12 protein-coding genes are annotated in these 16,137 nt (G+C 69.0%); 9 read left to right on the forward strand and 3 right to left on the reverse strand.

The genetic code is table 11. The annotated features are described in order from the left end of the window. Positions 1-169: 169 nt before the first annotated feature. Complete coding sequence (locus QH270_RS15335) at positions 170-1,135, reverse strand: NAD(P)H-dependent flavin oxidoreductase (RefSeq protein WP_280342444.1); 966 nt, start codon at positions 1,133-1,135, stop codon at positions 170-172. A 41-nt stretch (positions 1,136-1,176) separates the two neighbouring features. Continuing rightward, entirely contained in the window at positions 1,177-2,733 is a 1,557-nt protein-coding gene (locus tag QH270_RS15340; RefSeq protein ID WP_280342447.1) for a class I adenylate-forming enzyme family protein, read from the reverse strand. An 89-nt stretch (positions 2,734-2,822) separates the two neighbouring features. On the opposite strand from QH270_RS15340, the gene QH270_RS15345 reads away from it, so the two are divergent. The 7 genes from QH270_RS15345 to QH270_RS15375 all read left to right on the forward strand — a co-directional run bounded on the left by QH270_RS15345 (position 2,823) and on the right by QH270_RS15375 (position 11,800). Then, complete coding sequence (locus QH270_RS15345) at positions 2,823-4,016, forward strand: thiolase family protein (RefSeq protein WP_280342450.1); 1,194 nt, start codon at positions 2,823-2,825, stop codon at positions 4,014-4,016. A gap of 51 nt (positions 4,017-4,067) precedes the next feature. Then, a complete protein-coding gene (locus QH270_RS15350; protein WP_280342453.1) occupies positions 4,068-5,009 on the forward strand; it encodes a winged helix-turn-helix transcriptional regulator in 942 nt (313 codons plus the stop codon). 175 nt (positions 5,010-5,184) lie between these two features. Then, a complete protein-coding gene (locus QH270_RS15355; RefSeq protein ID WP_280342455.1) occupies positions 5,185-6,846 on the forward strand; it encodes an aldehyde dehydrogenase family protein in 1,662 nt (553 codons plus the stop codon). Positions 6,847-6,848: 2 nt separating this feature from the next. Beyond that, a complete protein-coding gene (locus QH270_RS15360) occupies positions 6,849-8,045 on the forward strand; it encodes a thiolase family protein (RefSeq protein WP_280342458.1) in 1,197 nt (398 codons plus the stop codon). 34 nt (positions 8,046-8,079) lie between these two features. Next, positions 8,080-9,819, forward strand: coding sequence for a class I adenylate-forming enzyme family protein (locus QH270_RS15365; RefSeq protein WP_280342460.1), 1,740 nt, complete (start codon positions 8,080-8,082; stop codon positions 9,817-9,819). Between the two features lies 1 nt (position 9,820). After that, positions 9,821-10,309 (forward strand): PaaI family thioesterase, encoded by a 489-nt coding sequence (locus tag QH270_RS15370; RefSeq protein WP_280342462.1) that lies wholly within the window; start codon positions 9,821-9,823, stop codon positions 10,307-10,309. Positions 10,310-10,321: 12 nt separating this feature from the next. Continuing rightward, on the forward strand, positions 10,322-11,800 hold the full coding sequence (locus tag QH270_RS15375) for a carotenoid oxygenase family protein (RefSeq protein WP_280342464.1): 1,479 nt from the start codon (positions 10,322-10,324) through the stop codon (positions 11,798-11,800). A gap of 95 nt (positions 11,801-11,895) precedes the next feature. Here the strand turns inward: QH270_RS15375 and QH270_RS15380 are convergent, their stop codons facing one another. Beyond that, a complete protein-coding gene (locus QH270_RS15380) occupies positions 11,896-13,143 on the reverse strand; it encodes an acetyl-CoA acetyltransferase (protein WP_280342468.1) in 1,248 nt (415 codons plus the stop codon). Positions 13,144-13,280: 137 nt separating this feature from the next. On the opposite strand from QH270_RS15380, the gene QH270_RS15385 reads away from it, so the two are divergent. Together QH270_RS15385 and QH270_RS15390 are read left to right on the forward strand one after the other, a co-directional pair. Further along, the gene (locus QH270_RS15385) at positions 13,281-14,366 is read left to right on the forward strand and encodes a winged helix-turn-helix transcriptional regulator (RefSeq protein ID WP_280342470.1); all 1,086 of its coding nucleotides are present in this window, start codon (positions 13,281-13,283) and stop codon (positions 14,364-14,366) included. A 1,055-nt stretch (positions 14,367-15,421) separates the two neighbouring features. After that, on the forward strand, positions 15,422-15,943 hold the full coding sequence (locus tag QH270_RS15390; protein WP_280342472.1) for a hypothetical protein: 522 nt from the start codon (positions 15,422-15,424) through the stop codon (positions 15,941-15,943). Positions 15,944-16,137 lie beyond the last annotated feature (194 nt).

Genomic DNA, 16,137 nt, shown 5'->3' on the forward strand with positions numbered 1-16,137 from the left:
GCGCGGCGCCAACGCGGGTGAGACCGTGATCGGCAGCCTCGGCGACAACGGTCTCGGGTCCTCCGACGGTCAGCTCAGCTCGACCGGTTCGCTGAGCGAGATCCTCTCCGACGTGCTGGGCAATCTGATCGGTAGCTGATCACCTGACCCGGGCGGCGCCGGTCGACCCTCATCGCGCGACGGCGGCGATGATCCGGCTCGACCGTCGCAGCGCCGCGACGTACTCCGTCTCGATCCGATCGACGATGGCGTGCGCCGGCTCGACACCGCGGATGGGCTGCAGCCCCTGGCCTGCCGCCCACACGTCCTTCCATCGCTTCATCGACTCGGTGCCCGCCGTGTAGTTCTTCTCGCCTGTCGGCGGGGTCAGGTTCTCGGGGTCCAGGCCGCAGGCGAGGAGGCTGGGTCTGAGCCAAGAGGCAGGGGTGCCGGTGATCGCGGAACTGATCACGAGGTCGTCGGGTCCGTGGTCGACGACCATCTGCTTGTACCCGTCGACGGCCATACTCTCCGCCGCAGCCAGGAACCGGGTACCCATGTAGACCAGGTCTGCACCGGCGGTGATCGCGCCGGCTACCCCGTACCCGTCGCTGATGCCGCCACCGATGATGATCATCCCGTCGAAGAACTCGCGCACGGCCGAAGTGAACGCGAAGGGTGACAGGTGGCCGGTGTGGCCACCCGCGCCCGCCGACACGCAGGCCATGCCGTCGACGCCCGCGGCGGCGGCCTTGTGCGCGAGGCGCAGGTTGACCACGTCGGCGATCACCATGCCGCCGTATCCCTTGACGATGTCCATCACGGGCTTCGGGGATCCGAGGGCGGTGATGACGATCTGCGGCTGGTATTCGGCGATGAGGCGCAGGTCGTCCGCGAGGCGGGCGTTGCTGCTGTGCGTGATCACATTCGCCGCCCACGGCGCCGTCATGCGCGCGGTGGCCGCTGCCGCACGGAGCGCATCGGTGATCGTTCCCATCCAGGTGTCGAGGTCGGCGGCCGTGCGGCAGTTCTGCGTCGGGAACGATCCGACGACGCCCGCGGTGCAGGCCGCGGTGACGAGCTCCGGGCCGGACACCAGGAACATCGGCGCCGCGACGACCGGCAGGCGCAAGGCGGACAGGAACGAGTCGGTCATGATGTTTCCTCTGGCTTGGAACGGTAAGTGTTTGGGCGCGTTCATGATGCGGCGCGAATGAGGGCGTCGAGCAGTGTTGCCGCCGCTGCCCGATCGACCTTGCCCAGCGCGGTCAGTGGCAGCCGGGCGACGCGGTGCGCGGCCTTGGGACGCTTGTAGTCGGGCAGCCGGGTCCGGCTCTCCGCGAGCACGACGTCGCCTTCGAGACGCACGTCGGCCGCCGAGGTGTACGCGGCGACAATGCGCTGACCCCACATCTCGTCGGGCAGCCCGACGACAACGACGTCGTCGACCCCGGGAATCGCGGAGATCGCCTCCTCCACCTCGCGGGGATAGACGTTGTACCCGCCGGTGATGATCATGTCCTTGCTCCGGCCGGTCAGGTGGATGTAGCCGTCTGGGTCCCGGAAACCGAGGTCGCCGGAATACAGGTGTCCGTCGACGTGGCTCTTGCCCAGATCCGTTCGCGTGCCCGCGTTGCGATAGCCGGGGCCGACTGCTGCTCCGGCGACGACCAGCTCGCCGATCTCGCCGTCGGGGGCCGGGTCGTCGTGAGTACCGAACACGATGGCCGTTCCCGGGCATGCGCGCCCCACCGACCCGAGCAGTGCGGCGTTGTCGATCACGCCGCGGCGATGATCCGCCGCGGTCAGTACCGTCAGGGGCGGGATCGCCTCGACCATTCCGTAGTACTGAACGAGATTCGGTGTGATGCGGTGATACGCCTGCCGGATGTGTTCGACCGGCATGGGAGCGCCCGCGTAGGCGAGCATGCGCAGGCATCGCAGCACCGACAGCCGGTCGTCGTCGAAGTCGAGCAACCGGGCGATGACCGTTGGCACCAGGGCGGTATGGGTCGCGGCGTGTGCCGCGACGGCATCGATGAGACTCGCCGGGCCGACGTGATCGAGGAGTACCTGGCGGCCGCCCGCCTCGAGGAACGGCAACACGAACAGCCCACTGGTGTGAATGACGGGGCCCGCGTGTAGGAACACCGCGGGGTCGGCTCCGTCGAGGGTGCCGGCGAGCACCTGGTCGCGCATCGCGGCGAGCGATGCCAGCCGGTTCGCGTGCGTCCGCTCGGCGCCCTTCGGGATGCCGGTGGTCCCGGACGAATAGTGCAGCGCGCACAGCGAATCCGGCTCCGGCGTCGGCACCCCGGCGTGGTCGGCGGCACCGGTCGCCAGCTCGTCGAGCGAAGGTCCGGCCGGCGCGATCGGGTCGACGGTGATCACGGTCGACGTCGTGCGCGCGGCGAACTCCGCCGCCCCGTCGATCCGGGGGTCGACGATCAGAGCCTCCGGCGCGCAGTCCCCGACGACGCGGTCCCAATCCGCCGGGCCCACCCGCGGGTTCAGCGATACTCGGACGAAACCGCCGATCGCCAGCGCGAGGTCGACTTCGACCGCCGCCACGGAGTTGCCGAGCAGGACGACAACCCGGCTGCCCGCCGCGATGCCGAGGCCGCGCAGGCCCCCCGCCAGCGCGTGTGCCCGGTCCGACAGTTCGGTGAACGTCCGAGTCCCGTGGCTGTCCTCGATCGCGGTCGCGGGTCCGTACCGATCGGCCGCGGTACGAACCACGTCGGCTATCGACATGAGGCTCCTTCCATTCGCTACAGTTATTGAAGTAGACAACGGCGGGCGAATTTCCGCAAGGGCCGTGCCGATCACCCAGGAGGAGCCCCATGACCGAACGCCATTCCCTCGCCGACCGACGCACACCGTGGGTGATCGACGCGGTCCGGACGCCGTTCGGCGCGGTCCGCGGCGCGCTCTCCCACGTCCGGGCAGACGATCTGGCCGCGCTGCCGATCGCCGACCTGGTCCGCAGGCATCCGACCCTCGATCCCAGCCGGATCGACGACGTCATCTGGGGAAACGCCAACGGCGCGGGTGAGGACAACCGCAATGTCGCGCGGATGGCGGTGCTGCTCGCGGGGCTCCCGCACACGATCCCGGGTGTGTCGGTCAACCGGCTGTGCGGCTCCGGCGCCGAGGCGGTGTTGTCCGCGGGCAGGCGGGTCGCCGTCGGTGACGCCGAGGTCGTGATCGCGGGCGGCTCGGAAAGCATGAGCCGCGCGCCGTACGTGCTCCCGCCGGTGGACTCCGCGTTTCCACGACGGATGGAACTGATCCCCACCACCGTCGGGTGGCGCATGCCCAACCCGCGTTTCCCCGCAGCCTGGATCGAGACGCTCGGCAGGTCGGCGGAATTGGTGGCGGAGCAACTGGGCGTCGGGCGCACCGAGCAGGACGAATGGGCGCTGCGATCCCATGAGCTGGCGAGCCGGGCATGGGCGGTCGGCGTGCACGACGGCTTCGTCACGCCACACCCGGACCTCGACCGCGACGAGCCGATCCGGGTGACCGACGCGGCGACCCTGGCCGCGTTGCGTCCGGCCTTCTCGCGTGATGGCAGCGTCACCGCCGGGAATTCGTCGCCGATCAGCGACGGTGCGGTCGCGGCGCTGATCGGCACCGGATCCGTCGCCGATGAACTCGGAGTGGAACCGCTCGGCCGGGTGCTGAGCTCGGCGGTGGTCGGCGCCGAACCCGACAAGTTCGCGCTCGCGCCGGTGGCCGCCATCGCGAAAGCGCTGGACCGCGCGGGGCTCGAGCTCGCCGATGTCCGGGTGCTCGAGCTCAACGAGGCGTTCGCCGCGATGGTCCTATCGTGCCTGCGGGAACTCCCCGGCATCGCGGTCGATCGGGTCAATCCCTTCGGCGGCGCCATCGCCCTCGGTCATCCGCTCGGCGCGTCGGCGGCCCGGATGGTGGTCGATTGCCTGCGCCACCTGCGTCGGCTCGGCGGCGGCATCGGTGTGGCGGCGGCCTGCATCGGTGTGGGGCAGGGCATCGCTATTGTGTTGGAGGCCTGAGCAAACGCTGCACGGGAGGCGATCGTCGGGCGGGACCGAGAGGTGGATGAGGTGACCGTATCCGGGACCACCGCTCCGCAGAGCCCGGTCGCCCAGACGATCGACCTGCTCGGCGACCGATTGACCCTGGCCATCCTGCGCGAGGCCTTCGTCGATCACGCGCGCCGCTTCAGCCAGTGGATCGACCGCACCGGCGCCCCGCCCGCCATGCTGACCGCACGCCTGAACGCGCTGGTCGAGGCGGGTCTGATGGAACGCAGGCCGCAGCCGAACGGTGGCGACCGCCACGACTACCTGCTGACCGAGCTCGGCATGGCGACGTGGGAGATCCTGGCCAGCGTCTGGGCGTGGCAGCGGGAGTGGTCCCCCGAAGGGCTGCTGCAACCCGAGCTGGTGCACATCGACTGCGGCCATCGGGGACCACCGGCGATGATGTGCGGGCACTGCGGCCGCACCGTCGGTACCCGGGATGCCCAGCTCGAATTGGACCGGGAATCGCTGGTCCTGGTAGCGCGCAGCGGGCGACGGCGATCGACCCGCAATGCCCCGTCCGTGAGCCGCGCCGACCTGCAGTTCACCGAGGTCATGGAGGCGATCGGCGACCGCTGGAGCGCCATGGTCACCGGCTTGGCGCTGTCCGGGGTGCGCCGCTTCGGGGAATTCCAGTCCATCCTGAGCATCTCGCCGACAACCCTCACCGAACGGCTGGGACGGCTGTCCGAGATGCAGATTCTCGCCCGGAGCGAACGCGGTAACGGGCGCGAGTACGTGCTGACCCCGCGCGGCCGGGGACTGTTCCCGATCTTCGCTTTCCTGCTGTCGTGGACGGAGCTCGCGCACCCCGACGCGCTCCCACTCGGGCCGAAACTCCGCCACCCCGAGTGTGGTTCGTGGCTGTTGCCCGCGCTGCGCTGCCGTGGCTGTGAGGTCGCGATGGAACGTACCTCCGTGCGCTTCGAACCTTTCCCGTTCGGCGCTCAGCTCCCGCGCTAGCCGCACGCTCTCTCCCTCGCGAGCGGTCAGGCCGCCGTCGACCGTTGACAATTCCTGCTGTGTCCTGCTTCACTTCAATAACAGTAGTTGATTCGACCGAAGCGGACACCTGCCTCCGCACTCCCGATCGCTGACTGATCTCGCCACACATCTGTTGACACAGGAACGAGCGCCGATGTTCTTCGAAACCCACCTCGAACTGCTGCGGGCTGCGGCGGAGGCCAACCGCACCCGCGCCGCCTGGACCGGGTACGCGCCCATCACCGCGCCCGACGTCGCGCAGGCCGATGCCGTCCTCGCCACGTTCGACGGTGCCACCCTGACGCTCTCGTCGCCCACCGACTCGGTGATCACCGCCGACGAGATCTCGCCGTACACCGGGAAGGCGCTCAACGTCAGCTACCACGCGCCGTCGGTCGGCCAGGCGCTCGCGGGCGCGGCGGCCGCCGCCCGCGCCCTCCGCGACGCCGATATCGAGCGCCGGGTCGGCGTGTGCCTGGAGGCGCTGCACCGGATCCACCAGCGCGGCCAGGAGTTCGCGGCGGTCACCGCACACACCACCGGGCAGAGCCTGAACATGGCCTGTAGCGGCAGCGGGACCAACGCCCTCGACCGCGGCCTGGAAGCGGTGGCGATGGCCTGGTCCGCCATGACCCGGGTACCCGGACAAGTGACCTGGCAGCAGCGGTTCGGCAAGTCGGACGTGACCCTGCGCAAGCGATTCCGCACCCGCCCGCTCGGCACCGCGCTCGTCATCGCCTGCGCCTCGTTCCCCGCCTGGAACGCCTACCCGGCGATCCTCGCCAACCTCGCGACGGGAAACCCGGTCCTCGTCAAGCCGCACCCCCGCTCGGTCCTCGCGACCGCGCTCGCGGTCGGCGTGATCCGCGAGGTGCTGGACGAAGCGCAATTGCCCGCCGACGCCGTTCAGCTGGTCGTCGACACCACCGAGGCTCCCGTCGCCGGGCAGCTCGCCACCAGCCCCGAGGTGCGGATCGTCGATTTCACCGGCAGTCCCGCTTTCGGGTCGTGGCTGGAACGCAACGTCCCGAACACCCTGGTGTTCACCGAGACCGCGGGCGTCAACACCGTCGTCGTCGATTCCGTCTCCGATCTGTCCGCGGCGATGCGCACGCTCGCCGGCGGTCTCTCGCTCTTCAGCGGCCAGATGTGCACCACGCCGCAGAACATCTACCTCCCCGACGCGGGCGTGCGCACGGACGCGGGCGTGATCGCCCGGGACGACGTCGTCGCAGCGCTGCTGTCCGCGATCGACGACCTGGCGAGCGCGCCTCGCCGCGCCGCCGCCGTCTGCGGCGCGCTGCAGTCCGACGCGACGCTGCACTCGATCACCGCGCTCGCCGACGCGGCCGAGGCGAGCGGGACTCTGCTGCGCAGGCCGGTCCCGTACGTCCACCCCGACTATCCCCAGGCCAGGGCGGTGACCCCACTGGTCGTCCGGGTCGACCCCCGTCGGGGGGACACGCTTCCCGACGGCGAGCAGTTCGGTCCGGTCGCGTTCCTCGTCGACTGTGCCGACACCGCGGCCGCGGTGGCGCACGCGACCGCGAGCGTCCGCGGCCACGGCGCGATCAGCTCGTACCTCTACTGCACCGACGACGCCGTCGTCGACGAGGTGGCCGACGCCTACGCCGATGCCGGCGCCTCCCTCTCGGCGAACCTGGTGTCCTCGATGCCCATGCAGTTCGCGGCCGCCTACAGCGACTACCACGTCACCGGGCTCAACCCCGCGGGCAACGCGACCCTCACCGACGAGTCGTTCGTCGCCGGGCGCTTCCGCGTCGTCCAGGACCGCCGCCAGGTCGAGGGGGCGTGACCATGTCCCAGTTCTCCTCCGGCGTCTACATCTACGACGCGGTCCGCACGCCGAAGGCCCGGGTCCGGCGTCAGGGCGGCACCTTCGCCGAGGTACCCACGCACGAACTCCTCGCCCAGCTGCTGTCCGCCCTGCGGGAACGTGGCCTCCCCGCCGATACGGTCGACGATGTCATCGTCGGCACCAGTACGGCGGTCGGTGAACAGGGCGGCAATGTCGCCAGGGCGGGCGTGCTCTGGGCGGGCTGGCCCGACCACGTCGGCGCGGGCGTGGTCTCGCGACTATGCTGCTCGGGACTGGACGCGATCGAGTCCGCCGCGGCCAAGGTGGCCTCCGGTATCGCCGATGTCGTCGTCGCCGGTGGCGTCGAGTCGATGTCCCGGGTGCCGATGCTGTCCGACCGGCCTGCCTTCGTCGGCGACGAGGAACTCGGCGACCGCACCGGCTACGTCACCATCGGGGTCTCCGCGGACCTGACCGCGGCCGAATACGGTTTGACCCGAACCGATCTCGATGCCTACGCGGTCACCTCGCACCAGCGTGCCGCCGCGGCTCCGCCGTCCCGTTCGGTGATCGCGGTCCGATCGGGCGACACCACGATCCTCGACGCGGACGAGGGCCCTCGACCCGACGTCAGCCTCGAATCCCTCGGCGAACTCGCGCCACTGTTCGGCGCGGACCCGTCGTGGAGCAGAGTCGCCAAGCGCCTGCCCACGGTCGCGCGGCCGGCGGGTGGGCTGCACACCGCCGCCACCGCTCCGCAGATGGCCGACGGTGCGGCGGTGGCGGTGTTCGGATCCGCCGCCGCACGCGATCGGATCGGCAGCGAGCCGATCGGGGAGGTGGTCGGCGTAGCCCAGGCCGCCGTGCGCTCGCCGCTGCTCACGGCATCGGTCGCCGCCTCGCGGCGCGCCATCGAGAAGGCCGGGATCACCGCGGGTCAGCTCGACGTGATCGAGGCGAACGAGTCCTTCGCCGCGTCGGTACTGGTGATGATCAGGGAACTGGGGCTCGATCCGCGCCGGGTCAATCCACTCGGCGGATCGCTCGCCACCGGCCATCCGCTGGGTGCGGGTGGCGGAGCTCTCCTCGTCAACGCCCTCGACCAGCTCGCCCGCGTCGACGGCGAATACGCCCTCGTGACCATCCCGGCGGCGCTCGGGCTCGGCGCCTCCGTCGTCGTCCGCCGACTCCCTTGACCGGCAACCCAGATCACCGCACGAAAGAGACACCATGAACGCCATCCCGGACGGCATCGCCGCCGACCGCTTACGCCCCTGCCATCCCGATCACCGTGTCGCGGACTACCTGGAACGCCGGTGGTGGTCACCGCTGACCGTGCTCGATCTCCTCGACGGCCACGTCCGCAACCGCGGCGACGCCCGCGCGGTGACCGATCCGACGAACCTGCCCGAGCTGTGCGGGATCCAGCCGGAGGAGCTGACCTGGCGGGAACTCGACGCCCGTGTCGACGACCTCGCCGCCCAGCTACACGAATCGGGTGTCGGTCCCGGCGACGTCGTCGCGGTGTTGATGCCCAACTCCGTCGCGCTCACCGCGACCTACTTCGCACTGTGGCGCCTCGGCGCGATCGCGGCCCCCATGCCCGCCTCGTATCGACGGCACGAACTGACCCGGATCGTCGAATCCGCCTCGGCCGTCGCGGTGGTCACCGTCACCGACCTCGGCGACCGGGCGCCGTCCGACGAAGCACTCAGCCTGATCGGCGAACTGCCCTCGCTGCGCACCGTTTTCACCTTCGGTGCGGCCGTGTCGAACGCAGGCACGCCCCTGGACGCGGCGTCCGCGACCGAGGAATCGCGCGAGGCCGTGCGCCGCGTCCACCGGGCACTGCCCCGATCGGTGAACGACTGCGTCACCATCTGCTGGACCAGCGGCACCGAGGCCGCGCCCAAGGGCGTGCCCCGCTGTCACGGCGACTGGATCGCGGTCGGGCAAGCGGTTCAGGACGGTCTGGAGACGGACCCCGCCTCGGTCATGCTCAACCCGTTCCCGATGGTGAACATGGCCGGGTTCGCGACCTCGCTGCTGCCGTGGCTGCTCGGCGGAGGCCACCTGGTGCTGCACCACCCGCTCGACCTGCCCGTGTATCTCGATCAGCTCCAGCGCTACCGGGTCACCCACACGAGCATGCCACCCGCGATCCTCACCATGCTGCTGCAGCGCGCGGACCTGCGCGCGGCGCACGACCTGTCGGCGCTGCGCCGGGTGGGCTCGGGTGGCGCTCCCCTGCCGCCGGGCGTCGTGCGCGACTGGCAGTACTCGCTAGGCGTGGAGGTGCTCAACTTCTTCGGGTCGAACGAGGGCGTGTGCCTGCTCGGTGCCCCCTCCGACACGCCGGACCCGATGATCCGCGCCGAGTACCTGCCGAATTATGGTGCGCCGGATCGCACGTGGGTCACCGAGGTCGCAGAGCGCACCTCGGTACGGCTGGTGGATCTCGCGAGCGGTCAGCAGGTCACCGAGGTCGGCGGACGCGGCGAACTCCGCCTGCAGGGCCCGACGATCTTCGCCGGCTACCTCGCGGGCACCGCCGCGTCGAGCCCGTTCGACGACGACGGATACCTCCGCAGCGGAGACATCTTCGAGCTGTGCGGCGACAACGGCGAGTACCTCAGGTTCGTCGACCGCAGCAAGGAGATCATCATTCGCGGCGGAATGAACATCGCTCCGGCCGAGATCGAAGGGATCCTGATCGACCATCCCGCGGTCGCCGACGTGGCGGTCGTCGGGTACCCCGACGACGTGCTCGGTGAGAAGTGCTGCGCGGTCGTGGTTCCCGCGACAGCGGCCGGGGTCGCGCTCGAGGACCTGGTGAGCTTCCTGCGGGCGAAGGAGGTGGCGTCGTTCAAGCTGCCGGAGCGGATCGTCACGGTCGACGAGCTGCCCCGGAACCCGATCGGCAAGCTGCAGCGGCGCGACATCCGCAGCTCGATCGAGAATGTCGGCTGACATGGGATCCTCGGTCGAGGACCGCGCACCGGTGGGCAGCCCACGCGAGACGCCGACCGGGTCTGCCCGCCCCCTCGTCGACGAGCTGAACGCGATGCTGGACGGGCGGTTTCCCGGCCTGGTCGGCATGCGCGTGCGCGCGGCCACGGCCGCGGCGGTCACCGGCGAACTGCCCGTTCGCGAGGCGCTGCTGGCGCCGAACGGATATCTGCACGCGGCCACCGTCGTCGCCTTGGCCGACACGGTGTGTGGTGTCGGCGCGCGGCTGGCGCTCCCCGCCGAAGCGTCCGGCTTCACGACTCTCGAACTCAAGACCAACTACCTCGGCACCGCACGGTCGGGGACGGTCACCGTCGACGCGACGCTCGTCCACGGCGGGCGGCGCACCCAGGTGTGGGACGCCACCGTCAGCGACGACGCGGGGCAGGCGATCGCCCTCTTCCGCTGCACCCAGCTGGTGCTCTACCCCACAGCGCCACAACAACACTGAAACGGAGCAGGCATGACTTCCACCCAGCCCCGCGCGAACGGCGACCCCATCGCCGTCGCTTGCCCGGTCGACGCCACCGACAATCCGTACACCCTCGGCGTCTTCGCGCCCGTCCACGACGAACTCACCCTCGACGATCTCACCGTCATCGGGGAGATCCCCGCCGACCTCAACGGCGTGTATCTCCGCAACGGCCCGAACCGGCAGTTCGAGGCGCCGGGCCGCTATCACATGTTCGACGGCGACGGCATGATTCACGCCGCGCACTTCGAGAACGGGAAGGTGCGGTACCGCAATCGGTATGTCCGGACCAAGGCCTTCCACGAGGAGTCCGAGGCCGGTCGTGCTCTGTGGACCGGTCTCATGGAGAACCCCCAGACCAATCCGTGGGGCAACGGACACGGTCTCGGGATCAAGGATTCCGCCAACACCGACGTCATCTATCACCGTGGCCAGGTCCTGGCGACCTGGTACCTCTGCGGAACGCCCTACGCCGTCGACCCGTTGTCGCTGGAAACCCTCGGCGCACAGGACTTCCTGGGCACCCTCGCGGGAGACATGATGGCGCACCCGAAGGTCGACGAGGCCACCGGCGAGCTGATCTGGTTCGACTACGGCCCCGACCAGGACTTCCTGCGCTACGGCATCATCGGCGCCGATGGTCGCCAGACGCACCTGACCCAGATCGACCTGCCGGGTCCGCGACTGCCGCACGACATCGGGATCACCGACAACTACTCGATCCTCATGGACCTGCCGCTGGTGCAGGACCACGACGCGCGCCGGGCGGGCAAGTACCGGATCTTCTACGACCAGGAGCTGCCCGCCCGATTCGCGGTCATTCCCAGGCACGGACAGGGCAGCGAGGTGCGCTGGTTCGAGGTGAAGCCCTGCTACATCTACCACGTCGTCAACGCGTGGGAAGTGGGCGAGGAGATCATCATGGATGTGTGCCGGGTGAAGAACCCGCAGCACCAGACGACGTTCGCCTCGCCGCTGTCGAACATGCTCGCGTACATGCGACTCGACGCGCAGCTCTACCGATACCGCTTCAATCTGCGCACCGGCGCCACCATCGAGGCCGAGCTCGACAACGCCAATATCGAGTTCCCCAGTGTGGATTCGCGGGTCATGGGCCGCTCGCACCGGTACTCGTACAGCATGAGCCTCGGCAACGAACCGACTCTGCTGTTCGACGGACTCGTGCGCTTCGATTCGCAGACGGGCGCCAAGGAAGAGCACAAATTCGGTTCCGGGCGCTGGGGTTCGGAGGCGCCGTTCGCGCCGCGCGACGGATCGACGGGCGAGACCGACGGCTATCTGGTCTGTTTCGTCAACGACGAAGCCGAGGACCGGGGTGAGATCGATGTCTTCGACGCCGAGGACGTCGCGGCGGGCCCGATCGCGCGGGTGTTGTTGCCACGCCGGGTTCCCTCCGGCTTCCATGCCACCTGGGTGCGCGCAGATCAGCTGGCCGAGGCCCGCGGGTAGTGGTCGAAGCCCTCGGTCCGCGTCGGCGGGTCGAGGGCCATCCGAAGGTCTCCTGGGCGACACCGGCTCCGCCCAGGAGACTTTCGCCGTTTCGGCTAGGCGGAGGTCCGGGTACCCCTGGTGACGACCGTGGACACCGCGGTCGTGAACGATCCACCGATATTGACGGTGAGGGCGCGCCGGGCGTTGTCGACCTGCTGGTTCCCCGCCCGGCCGGTGACCTGGCGAGCCGCGTCCAAGACCATGCGAATGCCGGTGGCGCCCACCGGATGTCCGTGCGACATCAGCCCGCCGCTGGGGTTCACCGGCAGCCGCCCACCGCGTTCGATCGAGCCGTCCATCACCGCGTCGCCGCCCTTGCCGGGATCAGCCAGCCCGATGTGCTCGAGCGTGACCAGCCCGTTGATGGTGAAGCAGTCGTGGACCTCGGCGACATCCAGATCTGCGACCCCCGAAATTCCGGCGCGCCGATAGGCGTCCACGACGGCTCCGCGCAGGTGCGGGAAGAGATAGTCCTGGTCGGCGCTCTGGGCGAGTTTGTCCGCGAGCAGCAGAGTCGCGGTCCGGTGGCCGAATCCAGCGATCGTCGCTTCCTGATCCAGGTCCGCGCCGGTCCGTTGCGCCCACGTCCGCGCGAACTTCGGCCCGGCCAGCACGACCGCGGCAGCGCCATCGGTGATGCGGCCGCAGTCGGTTCTGCGAAGCATTCCCTCGACGATCGGGTTCATCTCGTCGTTCTCGTCGAAGGACCCCGTGGGAAAGTCCCAGTCCCGGGTCTGCGCGAGCCCGTTGCGGGACCCGTTGCCGAACGCGATCTCGGCGAAGCGGCCGAGATGCGCGTGGTCGAGACCGTAGCGCCGCTCGTACTCCTCCGCGATGTCGGCGAAGAGCGCGGGCCACGGATACTTCGCCTCCAGCGCCTCCCGGCCCGCCCAGGCCGCGGTCCCCAGATACTCGGCGGCCGTCTGCGCGGACACGTTGCGCATCAGCTCGACCCCGACGACCAGCGCGACGTCGTATCGGCCCGACTCGATCTCCGCGCAGGCGGCGAGGACGGCGGTGCTGCCCGAGGCACACGCCGCTTCGTGCCGTGTGCTCGGCAGTCCGTCGAGTCCCGGCACCGCCGCGACCACCATGCCTCCGAGCTGGGCCTGACCGGCGAAGAGTTCGCCGGCCAGGTTGCTCACGTGGACGACGCCGACCTCGCGGTCGTCGACTCGTGCGTCGGCCAGTGCGGCGGGCACAGTCTCAACGAACATGTCGACCAAGCCGAGCCCCTCCTTCGTCCAATTCCTGGCGAAGTCGGTTTGGGCGCCGCCGAGTACGTACACGGGTTCGGTCATCTGTTCCTCCTTGTTGACGCCCCTCAGGCTAGTCATCGGAGATCATCACTACAAGATGAAGAGTCATACAGACGATGTGGATTTGCGCCTGGAAGGACGTCAGGAACTGAGTATTAATGGTGGATAGTCTCGGCGGCATGGTCGTCGAACTGTCAGATCCAGGAAGATCACTACTCAATACGAAGTCACTGAAACCGAGCTGCGTGCGCCACCACCGCGGCGCCCGGCCCGGCCGTGTTTGCGATGATGGACGCATGCCCACAGTCCCGCCCCGAGCCGTGGCACCATCGGCTCCTCCGGCATCGTCCGCGTTGGGGCACGCCCTGCTCATCGCGGGCGACCGATGGAATCTGCAGATCGTGCGAGCCGTCTTCGACGGTTCCGAGCGTTTCGCGCAACTGCGCGACGAACTGGGGATCTCGGACGCCGTTCTGTCGCAGCGTCTGGGTCGGCTGATCGACGACGGGATCCTCGACGCGCATCCGTATTCGATCGCGCCGCCGCGCAACGAGTACCGCCTCACCGCGCTCGGCAACGACCTGTGGCTTGCCTTTGTCGCACTGTGGAATTGGGACCGCCAATGGGCCCCTCGGGCACCCGACCGGGCGGTCACCCAGCTTCATCACCTCACCTGCGGGTACGTCATCACCCCGGTTTTCGGGTGCGGTGGATGTCAGGCGATCGGCGTGACCGCCCGCGACGTACGGACCGAGGTGGACGCTCCGCTTCTGGTCGATGTCGCCGACCGCCGTTCTCGACGTACGGCGAAGAGCGATGCGCCGGGAATGGACTCCAGCAGCATGCTCGCCGATCGGTGGTCGACCTTCCTGCTGGCCGCCGCGCTCGAAGGCAATCGCCGCTTCGGCGACTTCCAGGACCGGCTCGGACCTATCTCACCGGTCACCCTGACCGACCGCCTGGCGCATTTCGTCGACAACGGAATGCTGGTACGCACACCGATCGTCGACGGCGCGCGGCGACAGGAGTACCGCACCACGCCCAAGAGCCTCGGCTTCTTTCCCGTCTTCGCCGCGCTGAACGCGTGGGCGGCGCGGCACCTGTCCGAAGACGGACGGTCCGGCCTGACCATTGTGCACAAAGCGGGCGGGCATCCACTCGAACCCCGATACACGTGCAATGCCTGCAACGCCGAGTTACTTCGCACCGAAACCGAATTCCGGCAGCCCATACAGCGTGGTCTCGCCAGTGAGTCGCGTGAGTGAAACAGTCAGCACTTCGGGTCCGCTGACGTGTCTCGTCGCGCTCAGCTTTCGCGTCGCGATCTGAACGACCGATGGGTTCGAGCGGCATCGACAACCGAGCATCGCCGGCGAGTCCGGGCATTCGCCCGAGCGCGATCTGCTCAGAGTGTCAGCCACGCCGGCCCTACCGACAACTGGGCCTCACACTGACCTGCAACGAAAACACGGATGGCGATCGCCGAAGCGACTCCATCCGTGTGCGTACTGACGGCGTCCGGAGGGGAATCAGCCAGTGCCGAATCGGGACTCGATCTCGCCTCGAGGCGGGTCGCGATCAGCGTTCGTGCTCGAATCGCTGCTACGACACAGGACGAATCGCTACGCCAAAGCCAAAATGGTCAGCGCGATTCGCCTGCGTACGGCCACGACCAATCGACATGGAGCACTGGCCGGTGATCCGCTGCTGGACCGCCAACAGGTGTATCACCGGTTCCGTAGTCGGCACGGAGGACCAACTCGAGCACGGTGACCGCGGCGCTCCCCCCGCCCCCGGGATGGACCGTTACCCATCCGCCAGCCAAGCCGAACAGCAGGCCACCACCGAATATCCCGGGAATAAGGGTTGTACACGGCCGGTCACTGACTGCCGGAATCACACGCGCGGTGACGCGGCCGAGGCACGACCGGCCGGAACCGCCACAACGGCAACTCCCTCCGCACCGCCACGGACTCGTCGCCGGTCTCACCTTCGTCGCGCACGAACACCAAGGTCGGGATCACGACGACGACCGGGTCGGCGGTGGCTTCGGGCTTGGGGGCACAGCGTCCAGGTCAGCGGTACGGCCATGATCCGCACCGAACCGCTGTAGAGGAAGAGCTCGCCCTCGGCCATTTGCAGCCGATAGCGCAGCAACAGCGGCGCCCGGCATCAGGTCCGGGCGAAGAGACAGCTCGATCTCGCGCACGGCGTTGCCCGCGATCTCGAGCCACAGTGCCAAGCTGTCGGGGTCTGGGTGGAATTGGCGAACACCTGATGCAGGTGCGAGTCCAGAACGGCCGGGCCGGGGCTCGTGTACATGATCGAGCACATTCTCAGGGGATACATTGACAGGCGCGGTATCGAATTTCCGGCGAGTCGCTTTTACTTAAACTTTGTCGGTGCCGACATCGTACCCCTCTGCCCAATAGTCCTTGCCGATTTCGTACTCTCGGATCACGAAGCCCTCGGGATGATCCCGGAATCCTTCCTTCCCCCGGAGCTGATCGATCGCTGCCTGCGCATCCGCCTCCGTGGCGAAAACGCCAATCTTCTGTCCGATCGTGGCGAGTGCTGCTCCCACACCGATCCCGCGATCGGATTGTCACCAAGGGCGGGATCGCCGGGCTGCGGTCCCGGTCCTGGCTGGCCGGGGAGGGTGAACGGTCCAGGTGGCACCGTCGGTGCGGTGCCCGACGGGTCGTCGGTTGGTGTGTCACTGGTGGAAGGTCCGGCGGGTGTCGTGGTGGTGGTCGGGGCGGTGGTGGTCGGCGAGGACGGTCCGGGTGTCGTGGTGGTCGACGGTGGTGTGGTGGTCGGGCCCGGGTCGTGGCACTGGTAGGCACCGGCGGCGGGGGCGGTGGACCCGGGTCGCCGGGATGGGTTGCGCGCCAAATGTTTTCCCAGTTCTGGTTGTACTCGTTGGTTTCGCGTTTGCACCGCTCGGCCGGGGTCTCGGCCGCAGCGGGCATCGTGTTCGAGGTGACGAGGGTCAGCGCTCCGGCGGCCATTGCGAGCACTGCCACGACCGCGGCC

It is taken from the genome of Nocardia neocaledoniensis (assembly GCF_029868625.1).
GTDB classification, from domain to species: domain Bacteria; phylum Actinomycetota; class Actinomycetes; order Mycobacteriales; family Mycobacteriaceae; genus Nocardia; species Nocardia neocaledoniensis_A.